Annotated in this window: 18 protein-coding genes; 12 read left to right on the top strand and 6 right to left on the bottom strand. The window is 29.6% G+C overall.

Annotated features, from left to right (window positions below; translation table 11 throughout):
• Positions 1–59 precede the first annotated feature (59 nt).
• Positions 60–680 (bottom strand): master DNA invertase Mpi family serine-type recombinase, encoded by a 621-nt coding sequence (locus tag ACMHJW_RS04355; protein WP_413532196.1) that lies wholly within the window; start codon positions 678–680, stop codon positions 60–62.
• A 122-nt stretch (positions 681–802) separates the two neighbouring features.
• Here ACMHJW_RS04355 and ACMHJW_RS04350 point away from each other — a divergent pair, with 122 nt between their 5' ends.
• Positions 803–1,441 carry a TaqI-like C-terminal specificity domain-containing protein gene (locus ACMHJW_RS04350; protein ID WP_413532223.1) on the top strand — a complete coding sequence of 213 codons (639 nt, stop codon included), beginning with the start codon at positions 803–805 and terminating at the stop codon, positions 1,439–1,441.
• Here ACMHJW_RS04350 and ACMHJW_RS04345 read toward each other — a convergent pair.
• Together ACMHJW_RS04345 and ACMHJW_RS04340 are read right to left on the bottom strand one after the other, a co-directional pair.
• Entirely contained in the window at positions 1,428–4,727 is a 3,300-nt protein-coding gene (locus ACMHJW_RS04345) for an Eco57I restriction-modification methylase domain-containing protein (protein WP_413532195.1), read from the bottom strand. The genes ACMHJW_RS04350 and ACMHJW_RS04345 overlap by 14 nt on opposite strands.
• Positions 4,670–5,152, bottom strand: a complete 483-nt coding sequence (locus ACMHJW_RS04340; RefSeq protein ID WP_413532194.1) for a hypothetical protein — start codon at positions 5,150–5,152, stop codon at positions 4,670–4,672. The genes ACMHJW_RS04345 and ACMHJW_RS04340 overlap by 58 nt, the downstream gene beginning before the upstream one ends.
• A 412-nt stretch (positions 5,153–5,564) precedes the next feature.
• On the opposite strand from ACMHJW_RS04340, the gene ACMHJW_RS04335 reads away from it, so the two are divergent.
• From ACMHJW_RS04335 to ACMHJW_RS04315, 5 genes are all read left to right on the top strand, one after another.
• Positions 5,565–6,284 carry a hypothetical protein gene (locus tag ACMHJW_RS04335; protein ID WP_413532193.1) on the top strand — a complete coding sequence of 240 codons (720 nt, stop codon included), beginning with the start codon at positions 5,565–5,567 and terminating at the stop codon, positions 6,282–6,284.
• A 5-nt stretch (positions 6,285–6,289) separates the two neighbouring features.
• The gene (locus ACMHJW_RS04330; protein WP_413532192.1) at positions 6,290–7,045 is read left to right on the top strand and encodes a hypothetical protein; all 756 of its coding nucleotides are present in this window, start codon (positions 6,290–6,292) and stop codon (positions 7,043–7,045) included.
• Positions 7,046–7,047: 2 nt separating this feature from the next.
• On the top strand, positions 7,048–7,848 hold the full coding sequence (locus ACMHJW_RS04325) for a hypothetical protein (protein ID WP_413532191.1): 801 nt from the start codon (positions 7,048–7,050) through the stop codon (positions 7,846–7,848).
• A 658-nt stretch (positions 7,849–8,506) separates the two neighbouring features.
• Positions 8,507–9,565 (top strand): 3-oxoacyl-ACP synthase III family protein, encoded by a 1,059-nt coding sequence (locus tag ACMHJW_RS04320; protein ID WP_413532190.1) that lies wholly within the window; start codon positions 8,507–8,509, stop codon positions 9,563–9,565.
• 9 nt (positions 9,566–9,574) lie between these two features.
• On the top strand, positions 9,575–11,104 hold the full coding sequence (locus tag ACMHJW_RS04315) for a SulP family inorganic anion transporter (protein WP_413532189.1): 1,530 nt from the start codon (positions 9,575–9,577) through the stop codon (positions 11,102–11,104).
• Positions 11,105–11,134: 30 nt separating this feature from the next.
• On the opposite strand, the gene ACMHJW_RS04310 is transcribed toward ACMHJW_RS04315, so the two are convergent.
• Positions 11,135–11,626 carry a DinB family protein gene (locus tag ACMHJW_RS04310; protein ID WP_413532188.1) on the bottom strand — a complete coding sequence of 164 codons (492 nt, stop codon included), beginning with the start codon at positions 11,624–11,626 and terminating at the stop codon, positions 11,135–11,137.
• A 216-nt stretch (positions 11,627–11,842) separates the two neighbouring features.
• Between ACMHJW_RS04310 and ACMHJW_RS04305 the strand changes: the two genes are divergently transcribed.
• From ACMHJW_RS04305 to ACMHJW_RS04285, 5 genes are all read left to right on the top strand, one after another.
• Positions 11,843–13,483, top strand: a complete 1,641-nt coding sequence (locus ACMHJW_RS04305) for an AMP-binding protein (RefSeq protein WP_413532187.1) — start codon at positions 11,843–11,845, stop codon at positions 13,481–13,483.
• 96 nt (positions 13,484–13,579) lie between these two features.
• Complete coding sequence (locus ACMHJW_RS04300; RefSeq protein ID WP_413532186.1) at positions 13,580–14,749, top strand: sigma-54-dependent transcriptional regulator; 1,170 nt, start codon at positions 13,580–13,582, stop codon at positions 14,747–14,749.
• 14 nt (positions 14,750–14,763) lie between these two features.
• Positions 14,764–15,189, top strand: coding sequence for a hypothetical protein (locus ACMHJW_RS04295; RefSeq protein ID WP_413532185.1), 426 nt, complete (start codon positions 14,764–14,766; stop codon positions 15,187–15,189).
• The gene (locus ACMHJW_RS04290) at positions 15,189–15,707 is read left to right on the top strand and encodes a hypothetical protein (RefSeq protein ID WP_413532184.1); all 519 of its coding nucleotides are present in this window, start codon (positions 15,189–15,191) and stop codon (positions 15,705–15,707) included. Before ACMHJW_RS04295 ends, ACMHJW_RS04290 begins: the two co-directional genes overlap by 1 nt.
• A gap of 140 nt (positions 15,708–15,847) precedes the next feature.
• On the top strand, positions 15,848–16,558 hold the full coding sequence (locus tag ACMHJW_RS04285) for an SMUG2 DNA glycosylase family protein (protein WP_413532222.1): 711 nt from the start codon (positions 15,848–15,850) through the stop codon (positions 16,556–16,558).
• Here the strand turns inward: ACMHJW_RS04285 and ACMHJW_RS04280 are convergent, their stop codons facing one another.
• Entirely contained in the window at positions 16,559–16,771 is a 213-nt protein-coding gene (locus tag ACMHJW_RS04280) for a DUF2945 domain-containing protein (protein ID WP_413532183.1), read from the bottom strand.
• Between the two features lie 116 nt (positions 16,772–16,887).
• Here ACMHJW_RS04280 and ACMHJW_RS04275 point away from each other — a divergent pair, with 116 nt between their 5' ends.
• Entirely contained in the window at positions 16,888–17,184 is a 297-nt protein-coding gene (locus ACMHJW_RS04275; protein ID WP_413532182.1) for a hypothetical protein, read from the top strand.
• Positions 17,185–17,209: 25 nt separating this feature from the next.
• Here the strand turns inward: ACMHJW_RS04275 and ACMHJW_RS04270 are convergent, their stop codons facing one another.
• Positions 17,210–17,752, bottom strand: coding sequence for a DUF488 family protein (locus tag ACMHJW_RS04270; RefSeq protein ID WP_413532181.1), 543 nt, complete (start codon positions 17,750–17,752; stop codon positions 17,210–17,212).
• Between the last annotated feature and the right edge of the window lie 14 nt (positions 17,753–17,766).

Genomic DNA, 17,766 nt, shown 5'->3' with positions numbered 1-17,766 from the left:
ATAATATCTAAAACCTAAAGTTACGATTGTGTGTAAATTATAGGGATAAAATTAAGTTTCTAGAAATCTGATTTAGAAGCTAACACTTCTGGGTTGTTTTTTATAAAAGATGTTACTGTTAATCTGTGGACACCTAATATACGACCGATGGCGCTGTATGAAACATTTTTTTCTAATAACTCTTTAATTTGTTTTTCTTGCCCTGTTAATTTTGTTTTAGACGACTTTCTGCCTTTAGGACGTCCAAGTATTATTCCTTCTGCTTTTTTGCGGGCTAAGGCTTCTTTAGTGCGTTGAGAAATTAAATTACGTTCTATCTCAGCAGAAAGACCAAAAGCAAAGGCTAATACTTTTGAATTAATGTCGCTTCCTAATCTGTAATTGTCTTTAATAGTCCATACTTGTATGTCTCTATTCATACATTCGTTCAATACCCCCATGATCATTAACAGGTTACGTCCTAAACGTGATAATTCTGAACATACTAAAATGTCGCCAGGTTTCATTTTTTTTAATAATTTACCTAATTTACGATCTTCTACTTGTTTGGCTCCTGATATGGTTTCTTCTATCCATTTGCTTACGAATAATTGTTGATTATCGCAGAACTGATTGATCTCGAATCGTTGATTTTCTACTGTTTGTTTGTCTGTGCTTACTCTGATGTATCCGTAAATCATTCTTCATTAAAATTTTTGCAAAAATGATGAGAAATTGTCTAAAAAAAATAAAGACTATTTTTTTATACATAAATGAAACTACTTTAATTATTCAATAAAAAACTGATTAAAATAATCGACCTATTTTACGCGGCAGGGACATCAAAAAATACAGTTATGACTTTGCTGATTTATGGCTAATTACTTCCCACAATGGGATCAAAGAAAAGGGCATAAAACCAATAGATATAAATAATTACCCTGCAATTAAAGCACATTTGGATCAATTTTATTCTCAACTTGAAAAACGCTCAGATAAAGGTGATACTCCTTATAACTTGAGGAACTGTGCTTATATGGACGATTTTAATAGTCAGAAAATAGCATATATTGAAATTATGACAGATAATCCAGAAATGGGATATGAATTTCCTTGTTTTACATTAGATTATAACGAAAGTGTAATATTAAATACTGGTTACATTATGAATGGAGATATAAATGATTTAAAATATATTTTAGGGTTTTTAAATTCTAAAATTGGAAGATTTTTGGTGAAAATATATACTTTACAACTACAGCAAAATCAATATAGAATGCTATCTCAATACGTTACTAGATTTCCTGTGCCATTGATTTCAAACAAACACAAGATGTTTATTATTAACATTATAGAGGGTTTAAGTGTTGAGAAAAATAAAAATAGTGAAGAACAATTAGATAAGATATTTTACAAAATCCTAACTTTAAATAGTGAAGAAATAGAATTTATTGAGAGTTAATAAATTCTATTTCTTCTTGTTTTAAATCATATAAGCTTAAAATTATTGAGTTTATTGATAAATCAAGTTCATTAATACTAAGTTCATTTTTGTAAAATTGTTCAAATAGTAATTTAAAATTTTCATTTATTGCAGAAGATATTTTAATAACTGGTATTTTTTCAAAAAAAACTTTACTTAATTCTCTTGTTCCTCCTAATAATTCAGGAAAATTATTTTTAAAACAGACTTTAAATAAATTTGAATTTAAAAATGATGCTAAAAATTCAATATTTTCTCCTGTGATTATATAGCATTTTTGGTTTGTAGTCATAGATTTATAATCTAATACAAATGGCAAAAATTTTGTCATATTGGGATATATAACTTTTGGTCTAAAAAAATCGTCCCAATAACTTATACTATCTTGTGTCTCAAACCACTTATTATTTGTCTTTTTTCGGCTTCCTTTATCTCCAGTTTGTTTTAATCTATCGTATCCAAAACTTAAAAGATGCTGTTTTACAGCAGGATATTGCTCAATATCTATTTTTAAACTAGGAAAAGTTGTTATAATGTACAAATCCGCAAAATCATAAGAATAACGTTTAATATCACGTCCACGTAGTAACGGTCGTATAATTTCAGCAGATTTTGGGTCTTGTGTTATTAGTTCTTCACGCTTTTTACCATCAATGATGAATGCTTCGTTATACCCTGTAAGAATCCCTCTGTTTATTCTAATGTCCCAATCTTTTAAAGGCGTTCCAACTGCTTCTATTTTAGCTTTTATACTTTGCTCAATTGGTGATAAAACTAACCAACTATCTGATGAATTGAAGTTAGTTAATGTCTGATGTTGTCTAAAATAATCCCCCAAATTATTTATTACTTTTTCTTTTACGATACAAGCATGCGTTTGGTATTGACTCTGTTGTTTTTTAAACATTAGAATATTGGTGTCAACTGTTGCAGAATCAAATATTTGAATCCCTCCAAAATCAATTAACATTTTTGGATTTGTTTGCTCAATAAAATACTGTCTTAAACTCTCTCCGTAGGCAGCACGCATCCATTTATTAGAAGTAATAAACATTAAACATCCGTTTGGTTTTAAAATATTATTCCCTAACTCGTAAAACAAACTATAGATGTCTCCCGTTTTTGCAAATAAATCATAATTTAATTTTTGAAGCATATTACTCGCTTCTTTCATTTTTTGTAATTGTATATATGGAGGATTCCCAATAATTACATCAAACCCTTGGTAAGAGCTATCATCTGCTAATACTTCAGGAAACTCAAAACGCCACTCGAAACTATTCTGAAACATGACATTGTCCAAAATTTCTTGTTTCTCTTTGGTTAATTTCTCTGCTTTTAGCTTCAATTTTTTTAAATTGTCTCTATCTGCTTTTTTAATCTTTTCTCCGAATAATGTTAAGTTATCTAAACGTAATTTTTCGTTTTCATATTCACCCACGACTTTAGATATTTTTTCTTTGATTTTAGCATCTAAAGTTGTTCTAAAATTATTTTTTATATTTCGGATAATGGTTTCTACTTCAGCTTTTTTTGCTTTACTATTCGTGTGTTTGTACGCACTAACTGCAGTTTTATAATCGTTTATTGAATATTCAACTTCTTTATTTTTAAACGCTTGTTTTAAACTGTCGTCTAGCTTAAATCGATGAACTAACGAATTACCACATTTAATATTGATATCGATATTTGGTAATGTTTGCAATTCACCTTCAGTTGTGTAATATGCATTCTTTAACAGCTCTATCCATAAGCGTAAACGACAAATATTTACTGAATTGGGATTGATGTCTACACCAAATAAACAATTCTCGATTAGGGTTTGTTTTTCATGAAACAATGTTTTTTGAATATGAAGACTATTTACATCTTGTCGGTTATACTCGAATAATTCACCCTCGTTATAAGCAATATATAACTCATCATTTTCAATTGAAACTTCACACGGTATTCTTTCACCTTGTTCATTAGAAAGGATTCCTAATTCACTTTTTATAGCAATTAATTCATTTAAAGCAGAAACTAAGAAATGCCCAGAGCCTACAGCGGGATCACATATTTTTAAAGTATTGATGGTATTATTTAACTTGATTCTATCCTCTTTTTTAAAGAAACTTTGACAATAAGCTTTTACATCTTCAAAAGTTTCGATAGAATGATGGTATTCTGCTTTGAATTTATCCACCACAGCCTCTCTAATCGCTTCTTTGCACATAAACATTGTAATGTACCCAGGTGTATAGAATGAGCCGTCTTTGTATCCATTAATTTTTTCGAAGATTAGACCCAAAACCGAAGCATTAATTAAGGTTTTTCCATTTTGTTCATCTTCAATATCTGTTTTGGCATCAGCCGAAAAATCGTATGAATCTAAGAATCGGAAGATATAATCGAGCGTATTTAATTTACCATTTAATTTTTTACCATTATTATCTTTTAAAATTGTACCTGAAAAAACTTGCATTTTTTCGTCTTTCAGTGCAGTAATATCAAATGTTAAACGTTCCATTTCACTATGTTCAAACAAACTACTGTTTAGATAAGGGATATTCTTGAAACGTTCTTTATTTTTATCATGTCTTTCATTCAATGGTCTCGCTAATGCTGAAAAGAATAAATCGTTTAGAGCATCATAACCATTTAGAAAATCAAAATTTAGGAATTTGTATTCTTTGGATTTGTTATAACTGACTAACTGTGATTCTAGTAATTTTAGAAATAGAATACGGTTGATCCAATTGATACATAACTCTAATCCTATATTAAATGCTTTCTCTGGAGAATTAGGGATATTTGTTATACGATCTAAATAACCTTTATCTTCTAATGTATAAATTGTATTTTCTAAAATAGAAGCGTAATCACGGTTTTTTAATTCTTTACGAACGATTACCTTTTTAGAACCTGTTTTTTCTTTTATTTCTTCTAAACCAATAATATGAAGTAACTCTTTGTAGAAATCATTGTTTAACTTATTACTATCATTACCAAATGATTTGCCTAATAAATGTGTATCGGAAAATAATTTATATAAGTTACTGATTTTAGTATCATTGTATTTTGTTATTTCCTTTTTATCTAATTTAATGTGCACATATGGAAGTTTGTCTTTTACCTTCTCAATATAAATTGCAGCTATTTCTTTGTAAAAAAGCTCGTTTTTAGCAGTGTCCTTTAGTCCATCTCTAAAAAGCGCATATTCTTTTATTAATTCTGTATTTTTATAAAAATAATCGTAAAAGTCTTCCCTTTGAAAAAGAACCATTCAATTCCGTTAGTAACTATAATTTGCTTTATGTTATTATTCTTATAATCGATGCGTTCACGTAAATAGTATAATAAAACCTCTTGTAGTGCTTTTTTATTGATGTTATTCGTTGAAATAAATTCGGCTTTATTACTCGGTCTTTTGGCTTCTATAATAACACCTACATCACTTTTAGCAGTCTCGTCAAGATAGATAGCTAAATCAATTCGGTCTTTCGTATTGATTAAATTTTTCTGATAAAATGTATTGGTTAAAAACTTTTTTATAGGTTCTTTCAAATGTTCTTCAGATTCATTTCTACTATCACTAATCTCAATAGATTCTAAGCAAGCCAATAATTCATATTTAAAATTATCAACATTTTTACGAATTGGTTTAAATTGACGATAAGCTGGATTTAAAGCTTTGATTATAGATTTCATTTCCTTATTAGTTATATTGTTAAATATAACAACAATACTATAAAGAAATATATTTTATTTTAAAATTATTGATTGAAGCTTATTTATAAATGATATTTTTTGAATTCTATTTATTAAATTGAATATTACGATTACTAAATTCATAATTAATAGATACAGTATATTAATTACAAAATAATAAAATAGGTTTTAATGATATGAATTGAAATCGACTGTAGTTTAATACCTTAAATTCTTTAGGTTGAATATCTGTTTTTACACTTATATATTATTGACAATAAATGTATTAAATATTAAAAAATGATAAATATTCTTCCGTTTAATAGCTAATACTTTTTTGAAAACAATACCTTTGTAAAAAAGTAATAAAGGAAGATTTATTCACAAAATAATTACTTAATAATTCAAATTTATGAGAGAATATTTAATGATATTGATGAGTTTATTTTCATCTATTTCTCTGTTTTCCCAAGTAGGTATTAATACAGAAAATCCCAAAGCAGTTTTACATGTAGAAACTTTATCAACTTCAGTATCAACAGGAAAAGATGGAATTCTTATCCCAAGAATAAAGAATTTCCCTGCTACGAAACCTGAAAGATTAGGACAACTAGCTTTTTTAAAGGACAATGGAACTTTGAAAAATGGATTTTATTATTGGGATGGAAAAAATTGGACTCCTTTTCCAGAATCAATTGAAAGAACAGTGGATGAAACAATTTATGTGTTTGATGGTTCAGGTTATACTGGATCCGATTTAAAGAGAACGATAAATTTATCAAAATATAAAAAAGCTAAACTTGATGGATTTTCTATTTCTAACAATGAAATTAATGTAGGTAAGAGTGGACTTTATCTAATTTCTTTGACTGCAAACACAAAAAAACCTGGAGATGGCTTAGCTCAAGCTAATTTTTCTTATGCAGTTCTTGTTAATAATGATTTAGCGAACGCTGTTAATACTTCTATTGCTGCAGAGGATGTATCGTCTACAAGTGCGACAGTTAGTTTTTTGAAAAGATTAAAGGCTGGAGATAAGTTGAAAGCAACTATCACAAAATCAAATCAAGGACCTAATAATTATGTAGCCTTCGGGAACAATAATTTAACGTTATTTTTCATTCAAGATTAAATCCTATGAAACAAATTCTATTTCTTGCACTATGTCTATTTAGTGAATCAGTTGTTTTTTCGCAAGTCGGAATTAATACAAAAAATCCTATGGTATCACTTCAAATTGATGCACAAAATGCTATAAATCCAGAATCTGGAGTAGGTTTAGGTGTTCCTATTATTGATCAATTTCCTCTAAATAATCCAACAGATCTCCAAAATGGGATGTTAGTTTATTTAAGAAATACCCATGATACAAATGCAGAAGGATATTATTACTGGGATGGATATGAAAAACATTGGGAATATATAGTTGATTTTAAATCAATGGGATTGGATACATCTAAAACAATTGTTTCTGGAAATAAATTTAATCCAGATGATTTGGGTGGAGAAGAAGGAGAAGATAGTAGACTTGTTCCTTTAACTTCTATCAATAGTTTGGATCCTAGTTTTACGTTAGATTCTGGAGGGCTAAAAGTAGGTAAAACTTCTAATTATTATCTTTCATTTTCTGGAGGAGTATCTAAATCTGCAGATAATACGGTATATGTTTTTAAAACTGAAATCTTAATTAATGGTAAGGCTGATAGTAATTTAACTTCTGTAAATTCAGTACCAGGAGGAGCTCAGGATCCAAGATCTGCAATATTCTATATTGCTGCAACTAAGGAGTTAAAAAAGGATGATATTATTACGATTAGAACAACTAAAACAGGTAAAGAGTCTGTTATAATTGTTGATACTCCTTATACGTTAACATTAATAAACATGAATTAATTATGAAAAGAAGATTTTTATTTTGGGTAAGTTTATTTGCTTCAATTCAAACATATACTGCGCAAGCACAAGTCGGGATTAATACCTTAGATCCTTTGTCTACTTTAGATGTTCGTGCAAATGATCAAGCAAATCCGTCTAATATATCAGGAATTATCATTCCAAGAGTAACTTCTCTTAATATTACGGATAACAAAGAAATTGGATTACTTGTTTTTCTTAATTCTTTCGATATATCTCAAAGAGGATTTTATTGGTGGGATGGAACAAAATGGAATCCATTCCTTTCTACAAGTAAAATAACAAAGAATAAAACAATTACGTTTGTTAGAGCTGAAAGCTCTTTCAAAGAAGGAGCGATGACGAAGAGCTCTCAAACAGATAATAGAACATTGAAATTTGCTGCTATTGAAACAAATGATACACCGAATTTTTCAATAAATTCCGATGGTGAATTAGTCATAAATAAAGCAGGATATTATTATGTTCAAGCAGCTTCATTCATTTTGAAAAATACAAATACAACAAGAAGAGATCAGTTGGATATGAAAATATTTATAAATGGAAGCAAAGCATCTGATTCGAACTCAAATTCTGATATAGAAGGAACTAATAGTTATCCAACCAATATAGCAACTATAGCTATGAATGCAGCAGGATTATTAAAACTTAATCAAAATGATCGAATTTCTATGCGTATTGTAAGAAGCTATAGAGATGTAACTCCGGATGATGAGGTAAGTATTATTCCAGATCCTAATACAAGATCAAATCTTACATTAAGATACCTAGGAAATTTTTAAATAAACTTTCAAGCAATATTTCAGGAAGTGATGAAAACAACTTATTATTTATAAAAAAGTTAATGTTACTCACTTTTTGAAGTATTGCTTTTTTACTACAATCTTCCTATTTCTTTCAATTACTTCTAAAAATTTTTGAAAGAATGTACTACTATCATTCAACTTCACATATACACTATAATTCTTTAGTTCTTTGAATAAATTATAATAAGAAAAATCGAAGATAATTCATACTTAAAAGTCAACAACTGTCTTGTTTTGCTTAAAAATATTCCAAAAATTGAATGCAATTCACAGCACTCTTTATTTGATTAGTTGAGGAAAAATATGAAAATCACTAAACGTGATACAAGCAATTCATATTTTCGAAGTTTATTCTTCTTCAAGTTTGACTGTTACAGCTCCCTTTTAAGAAAAAATGCTAATTAATATTCTTATAATTTATTATGGAAACGTTGAATTATCTTTATTTACTATTCTCATTTCTATACTAATTAAGTGTTTTTAGAAGAGTTAAAAATACTATTTTGATACTTTTTTAACAAGATTTTTAATATATGTATAAATTTTAGTTAAAACAATTGAAATTATATTGTTAATTATTTATTTTTTTTGAAATTGTATGCACAGTAGGCTTTAACTCTATTTTTTAATACACATGACTAATCACTTTATAGGAATAGGAAAATACATTCCAACAGAAAAAATATCAAATCACTTTTTCGAAGAACATCAATTTTTTAATGAAGAAGGTATAATCTTAGATCAAAATAATGCCATTATATCGCAGAAATTAAAACAAATAACAGGAATAGAAGAGCGTAGATATGCAAGAAAAGACCAAGTTACATCGGATTTGGGCTATATGGCTGCTTCTTCTGCTATTACTAATGCTAATATTGATGCCGAAACACTCGATTATATTATATTTGCGCACAATTTTGGAGACGTAAAAAATGATACGATACAATCGGATATGGTACCAAGTCTTGCTGCAAGAGTGAAAAATCTTCTAAAAATTCAAAATCCATATTGTGTTGCTTATGACGTTATCTTTGGTTGTCCAGGTTGGGTAGAAGGAGTGATACAAGCAAATGCCTTTATAAAAGCTGGTTTAGCAAAACGATGTTTAGTAATTGGAGCAGAAACACTTTCTAGAGTTGTCGATCAGCATGACAGAGATACCATGATTTATGCAGATGGAGCAGGAGCTGTGATAATAGAATCTTCTGCAGAAAATAAAGGTATAAAAGCTCATTTATCTGCTTCGTATGCGAATGAAGAAAAAGATTATCTATTCTTCGGAAAATCATATAATTCAGAAAAATGTCCGAATACAAAATACATCAAAATGTATGGACGTAAAATATATGAGTTTGCACTTTCAAAAGTGCCTTTAGCGATGAAAAAATGTATTGATGATAGTTCGTATGAACTTGAGGATATCAGTAAAATAATTATTCATCAAGCGAATGAAAAAATGGATGAAGCGATTGTAAAGCGTTTTTATAATTTGTATGGTCAAAATGTTCCCAAAAATATTATGCCCATGAATATCTATAAATTGGGTAATAGTAGTGTGGCTACAATCCCAATTCTTTTAAAAATGATTATGGATAATGAGATAGAAAATCATGAGATAAATGAAGGAGATGTTGTTATATTTGCATCCGTTGGTGCGGGTATGAATATCAATACGTTTATTTATCAATTTTAATCAAACTTAATGTCCGTTTTTTCTTATTTAAACATTAATCAAAAACTTAATTTAAAAAATGAAATATTAGCCGGTTTAACGGTTGCAATGACGATGATTCCTGAATCGCTTTCGTTTGCTATTTTAGCAGGTCTTTCTCCTCTAATAGGTTTGTATGGTGCTTTTATTATGGGAATTGTGACGGCTTTTTTGGGCGGAAGACCAGCAATGGTTTCTGGAGGAGCTGGAGCAACAGTTATAACTTTAATAGCTTTAAATGCAACATATGGCGAACAGTATATTTTTGCAGCAATTGCTTTAGCAGGAATTTTTCAAATCTTAGTCGGTGTTTTCAAGCTTGGGCGATTTGTTCGTCTTATTCCACAACCTGTTATGTACGGTTTTTTGAACGGTTTGGCGATTGTCATTTTCATGTCGCAATTAGAACAATTCAAATCTACTTCAGAAAATATTCCGCATTGGTTAACAGGAACACCAATGTTCACAATGCTTGGATTAACAGTATTAACGATATTTGTGGTTTATTTCTTTCCGAAAATAACCAAAGTTGTTCCATCGTCATTAGTCGCAATTTGTGTTGTTTTTCTATTGGTCATAAGTTTTAAAATCGATACCAAAACAGTTGGAGATATAGCCAGTATAAAAGGAAAGTTGCCAAGTTTTCATATTCCAAGTGTTCCTTTCAATCTAGATACCTTGAAGATCATTTTGCCTTATTCTATAATTATGGGATCGGTTGGATTAATAGAATCTTTATTAACACTTACTTTGGTAGATGAGGTTACGCAAACCAAAGGTTCTTCGAATAAAGAATGTTTAGCACAAGGAACTGCAAATATTGCAAATGGATTTTTTGGCGGAATGGGTGGTTGTGCTATGATTGCTCAAACTTTTGTGAATTTAGAAGCGGGTTCTCGTTCTCGAATAGGTCCGGCAATAGGAGCAATCACGATCCTCGTTATTATTCTAGTTGGTTCTCCAGTTATTGAAAAAATTCCAATGGCAGCTTTAGTAGGTGTAATGATGATGGTTGCTATTTCTACTTTTAAATGGGGATTTTTCAAATTAATAACAAAAATGCCAAAATCTGATATTTTTGTAAGTATATTGGTTGCTGTGATTACAGTATTTCTTCATAATCTTGCATTAGCTGTTTTTGTTGGTGTAATTGTTTCAGCATTAGTTTTTGCTTGGGATAATGCAAAACGTATTCGTTCTCGAAAATCAATTGATGAAAATGGTCGAAAGATTTATGAAATATATGGTCCACTTTTCTTTGGATCTACATCAACTTTTTTAGAAAAATTTGATTACACTAATGATCCTGAAGAAATTGTTATTGATTTGAAAGAGAGTAGAGTAGTTGATATGAGTGCAATTGAAGCTTTAAATACTATAACTTCTAAATACACAGACAAAAATAAAAGAGTAATCTTACGACATTTGAGCAAAGATTCTATTCGATTATTAGATAAAGCAAAAGGTGTCATTGAAGTTGACATAGAAAAAGATCCAACTTATAATGTCATGTCCAAATGATAAAAAAATCAGCTTTTAAAAGCTGATTTTTTATAAATATCTTTCATTAATAACATTCATATGATGAATAGAATGTCCTGCCATGATATAACCTATTTTTTCAACAGAATATTCAAGCTCGCCAACTTTACCTATTCTATTTAATGTTTCATCTGAATATGAAGCGAATTGAAAATAAGTTGCTTTCATTAAATTCGTCCATTCTTTTATCAAATCTTCTGGTTTTCTTTCTTTTGCATCTGAAGTCAATACATACACATTCTCATCAAAGAAATTCAAAATTTGTTTGTCTTCTCTAGCAATATGCTGTGCACGATAAGAGAAAATACGTTCGCAATCTATACAATGTTGTATCACTTCTTTTATCGTCCATTTGCCTTCCATATAGGCATAATTCCATTTATCTAATTCGGTAACAATAGTTAATGTTTTCTTGATATCAGCAATTCGTGTTTGTAAAGCATCAACAACTTCAATTCCATTGTAAATAGAAGTATAATTGTCATGGTTTATTATATTCATTTTTCAGTAATTTTTGACAATTTAAGGATAATTTGATTGAATTATTTTAAGTAATTATTAAAATTAAACCTTTATTTTTTATAAATTAGTTGTAATTCTGCTAATAAAATGCGATTCTTTTAGTAATTTAAAATCTTGTAATCGATAAATTTCTTTTACTAATAATCGTTATTAAGTTTGAGTTGAAAACTAATTATAAAAAGATAGAATAAGCATATGATTTCAAATTTATCATACTCAAGTGGAGCATCACAATATCCTCTTTTAGGAGAAACAATTGGCGAAAATTTACGAAATACAGTAGGGAAATATCCACAGCAAGAAGCATTGGTATGTGTAAATCAAAATTATCGTGCAACATATACAGAATTTTACTCTCAAACTGAACAAGTTGCGAAATCATTGATTGCAATTGGTTTACAAAAAGGTGATCGTGTTGGTATTTGGTCACCAAATCGAGCTGAATGGGTTTTGTTACAATATGCAACTGCTCGCATAGGAATGATTTTGGTTAATTTAAATCCAGCTTACAAAGAAAATGAACTTGAATTTGTTTTGAATCAAGCAGAAATATCAGCTGTTTTTGCTTCTCTTAAATTCAAGACAAGTGAATATAAAGAAATGTTGAATAATGTAAAACATCATGCTTTATCATTAGAACATATCGTAATATTTGAAGAAGATTGGGATGATTTTTTGAGAAAAGGTGAAGAAATCACAATTTCAGAAATCAATCGTATAGAACAATCTGTACAGTTTGATGATGCCGTTAATATCCAATATACTTCAGGAACAACAGGTTTTCCGAAAGGCGTAACACTCACACATCACAATTTATTAAACAATGGTTTTTTTATCGGCGTGCGATTAAATTATACGCACAATGATCGTGTTTGTATTCCAGTTCCTTTTTATCACTGTTTTGGAATGGTGATCGGAAATTTGGCTTGTACTTCTCATGGTGCTTGTATGGTTATTCCGTCTGAAAGTTTTGAACCAGAAAAAGCATTAAATGCTGTCGAATTAGAAAAATGTACGTCGCTTTATGGTGTTCCGACAATGTTTATTGCAGAATTAGAATTACCAAATTTTGATCGTTTCGACCTTTCATCTTTGAGAACGGGTGTAATGGCAGGATCGCCTTGTCCAATAGAAATTATGAAAAAAGTACAAGCCAAAATGAATATGAAAGAAGTTTCTATTTGTTATGGAATGACAGAGACATCGCCAGTTTCAACTCAAACGATTATTGGAACTCCTTTTGAAAAACAAGTTTCAACTGTTGGTACAGTTCAAGATCATTTAGAAATTAAAATTATAGATCCGCAAACGGGCGAAATTTTACCAAGAGGAATTGCCGGAGAACTTTGTACAAGAGGTTATTCTGTGATGCAAAAATATTGGAATAATCCAGAAGCAACTGCACAAGTTATTGATGAAAATAATTGGTTGCATACAGGCGATTTAGCGACAATGGATGTTGATGGATATATTAATATTACGGGACGTATAAAAGATATTATTATACGAGGAGGAGAGAATATTTCTCCAAAAGAGATAGAAGATTTTCTATACGAACATGAAGCAATTTCTGATGTTCAGATTATAGGTGTTCCAAGTATAAAATATGGTGAAGAAGTAATGGCTTGGGTAAAAGTAAAAGAAGGAATCACTATTACGGAAGACGAATTAAAAGATTTTTGTTTGTCAATAGCTCATTTTAAACGACCAAAATACTGGAAGTTTGTAACAGAATTTCCAATGACCATTTCAGGGAAAATTAGAAAAATTGAAATGCGAGAAGTTTCAATTAAAGAATTAGGATTAGAAAATGCTCGAAAAGTGAAAACTTCTTAGAAAAGCATTTTAAATATAAGAAAAGTAGGCTCGAAAATAATAAAATTAAATTATCTTTGAGTCTATTTTAATTTTACAAAAACTAACGATATTATAATGTCAAATATCTTACTAATAGAAGATGAAAAGGCAATTCGCAATGTTTTAAAAAGCATTCTAATGGATGAAAATCCGAAATGGAATGTTGATGAAGCAGAGAATGGTGCAATTGGTCTTGAAAAAATAAAAGAAAAAGAATACGACTTAATTATAAGTGATATTAAAATGCCATTGAAAGATGGTATGGAAGTCTTAACAGAAGCAATAGAATATAATCCAGATTTGACAATTGTAATGATTACTGGTCATGGCGATGTGGATTTGGCTGTAGATGCAATCAAAAAAGGCGCATATGACTTTATTTCGAAACCGCCAGATTTAAATAAATTATTGACAACAGTACGCAATGCTTTAGATCGTAAATCTTTAATTTCTTCGAACAAAGAATTAAAAAAAGAGAATAGAGCATTAAAGAAAAAAGTTGCTAAAAAATATGAAATGATAGGTGATGCTCCTGCAATTGTAGAAGTAAAACAGATTATTGATAAAGTAGCTGCTACAGATGCGCGCGTACTTATTCTTGGTCCAAACGGAACAGGTAAAGAATTGGTAGCACATCATCTACACGAGAAAAGCGATAGAAGCATAAAACCTTTAGTAGAAGTTAACTGTGCAGCTATTCCTGCAGAATTGATAGAAAGTGAACTATTTGGACATGTAAAAGGTTCTTTCACGGGTGCAGTAAAAGACAAACAAGGAAAGTTTGAATTAGCAAATGAAGGTACGATATTCTTAGACGAGATAGGGGATATGAGTCTTTCTGCTCAAGCTAAAGTTTTACGCGCTTTACAAGAAGGGAAAGTATCGCCAGTTGGTTCTGAGAAAGAAATTAATGTAAATGTCCGCGTAATTGCTGCAACGAATAAAGATTTGCGTAAAGAGATTGAAGAAGGTCGTTTTCGCGAAGATTTGTATCACCGTTTAGCTGTAATTATAATTCATGTTCCAGCGCTTAATGATCGCAAAGAAGATATTCCAGCATTAGTAGAGCATTTTACAGCAGATTCTACGAATAATAAAACATTCGATAAATCGGCTTACGATGCATTGAAAGAGTTAGATTGGACAGGAAATATTCGAGAATTGAGAAATGTTGTTGAACGTTTATTAATTTTAGGAGGTGATCCAATTTCTGGAAAAGATGTTGAGCAATTTGTAAAAAAATAATCGGTTCTAACTCAATGAAAAGGATTTGTCTTTTATTATTGATTTTTAATTTTTCACTATTATCTTGTAAAAAAGAACAGATCGAGATAGATAGAAGTTCTGATGCTTTGTCGCATGAAGATGTTTTATCTCTGGAAAAAAATTCAGTATTTACAAGCGAAACGCTTGTTTATAAAGGTGTTTTTGAAGGAAAATATTTTGGTGATAAAATCGTGATGAAATTAGCAGAAGACAAATTTACAATAGAATACAAAAATCAAACTTTTGAAGGAGAATTATTCAAAAAAGATGATGGATCTTTAATGGAAATCGCTCCCAAAAAGAAAAGATTACCTTTTCAGTTTTTACGTTGGTCAGACAATTCAGAAATTATGATTCTGAATGAAGATGGAATGGCTGATGATAAAGGAGAGAATTATTTAACAAGAATTTCGGACTAATGAAAATAAAATTTACGTGGATTTTACCGCTCGTTGCAATCCTTTTTTTAATAAGCTGCAATTCTAGTTCTACCACTAAAAATGATGAATTAGGAAAACGTTTCTTCGAAAACTATTCTTCAAGAAAAGATTACAAAAAAATGTTGTCTTTTTATAATGATAGTTTAGTTTACGAAAATGTAGCACAATATTCAGGTTCTTCAACAATCGATCCGCGCTATTTATTGAATGAGATTATTCGTTGGAACGATCAAACAATGCAATATGAAGGCAATCAATTATTGAAAGTAAAAGAATTATTTACCAATGATTCGATGATTATTGCAAACGGAGAATTTTCTGCTTATTCCTACAATGGAACAAAATTTCCTCCGATGAAGTTTACAACTTATTTGTATTTGGATAAAAATTCTAAAATCAAAAAACAAGTTGATTGGTTTAATTATCCAATAGAAGATATTATTGAGTTGTATCAATTGCAGCAAAGCCAAGACAAAATCAAATTAGATAAACAATAATTCTATAAATCAATTCTTATTTTTAAATAAGAATTGATTTATAATCGAATGTTTTAAATGTTTCGATTGAATAAATTTCGGATGATGTTGTGATAAGAACGATTTTTGATGAAGATCAATATAATATATCTACAGCAATTATGAAAAATCCTAAAAAAACATTCGCTGAAAAAGTGATCGATTATAATAAAAATCTCAATTACACAGGGACTTTACCCAAAGGATTTCAAGTTCTAAATCCTTTTTTAGATAATCCTGAAACAATGGTTGTAATGCGAGAATTTTATGAAAAATTTTACAACGATTACCAATCCCGAAAATTTATAATAGGAATTAATCCCAGTCGACACGGAGCAGGAGTTACAGGAGTTCCATTCACCGATACCAAACGTTTGGAAAGTGTTTGTGGAATTAAAATGCATTCGGCACATACGCACGAAATTTCATCGGTTTTTATGTATGATATGATTGCAGAATTTGGAGGAGCTGAAAAATTTTATCAAGAGTTTTATATTAATTCACCTTTTCCTTTAGCAATCATTCACGAACAAAAAGGCAAACAGCTTAACGCTAATTATTATGAAAATACGACATTGTTCGAATCGGTGAAACCATTTATGATCGAAACGATTAAACAAAATATTACGTTGGGTTTAGATACTTCGGAGGCTTTTATATTGGGCAAAAAGAATGCGACTTTTATTGAAAAGCTGAACACTGAATATCACTTTTTTGATAAATTAACTGTTCTTGAACATCCTAGATTTATACAACAATATAAATCAAAAGAAAAAGAACTTTATATCGACAAATATATTTTAGCATTCAAAGATTCAGAAAAAGAAATGTAATTATCCTATTTTGGTAAGCGCTGATCCTTTATGTGCTGCAATATGATTGGATTTATCACTTTTGATTTCATATTGTGGATCTTTTTCTGTTGCGTGATGAGTGTAACCTTTGTAATCAAAATCTTGTGTATGGATTTTAATAATTGTTCCAGAAACTCTTCCAACTTCAGAATTCCAACTTACTTTATCTCCAATTTTAAAATTTGTTATCATCTTATTTTTTTATAAATCATCGAAGGATGAAAATTTTGTTCCTATAAAATTAAAGCAATATTTTATACATTTGAAATGTATTATTACTCTTAAACAAAAAAAGTCGAAACGAAATAATGATTAATATTGAAGAAATTATCGAAGAAAATGCGCATCACTTTTTAGAAGGGTTGAAGATTGAATACACGGATGATAAAAATGCATTGCATATTATTCGATTATATATAAAAAATGGAAAAATAACTGAACAAGAAGAAGTTATTTTAAAAACACAATTATTGGATACATTAAAAATAGTGGGAATTGACATTCCTTTTATATTACTTCCAGGAGCTTCTATTATACTCCCAATATTAATAAAAGTTGCATCGAAATACAACATACAATTGATTCCTTCTGCTTTTGAACATTAAAACAAGAAATTATAAGTTTCACGAATTAGACCGAGTTTTTATCGGAATAGAAAACACAATCACCTACAACTTTTGCTGGTGAAGTATAAGGATGTTCTTCTTCTTTACCAATGCCCATAATGTGCATCACTTTCCAACCTTTTGCTTTCAGATAATCCGAAACCATAGAACGATGACAGCGCCACCATACAGCTTCTGAGCACATGAATGCAGTCGTTTCTGCTTTAGCTATTTTCTCCAGTTCAGTAACTGCTTTTGTAAATGCAGTCGTTTCCATATAATCTGCATATCCACGAAAAGATTCATTTTTCCAAACTGTATTTAATGAATTTGGATTCGGCTTTCTTCTTCCTCCTAAATCTTCAATATGCATATAATTAATCTGGTTTTCTTTTAGGACTTTTTCTAAGTTATCTTTATTAAACCATGGATACTTTCTAGAACCTGGAAATCTACGAATATCAACCAAAACTTTTATCTCAAAAGAATTCAACATCTCTAAAAATTCTTCTAAAGAATGTGTAGAATGTCCTATTGTATAAATAATTGGTTGATGATTGGTTTCCATAATATTAGATTTAA

This window comes from Empedobacter brevis, assembly GCF_965118635.1.
Lineage (GTDB): Bacteria > Bacteroidota > Bacteroidia > Flavobacteriales > Weeksellaceae > Empedobacter > Empedobacter brevis_A.
The sequence above is the reverse complement of the archived record's forward strand: the minus strand, read 5'-3'. Positions and strand labels throughout refer to the sequence as shown.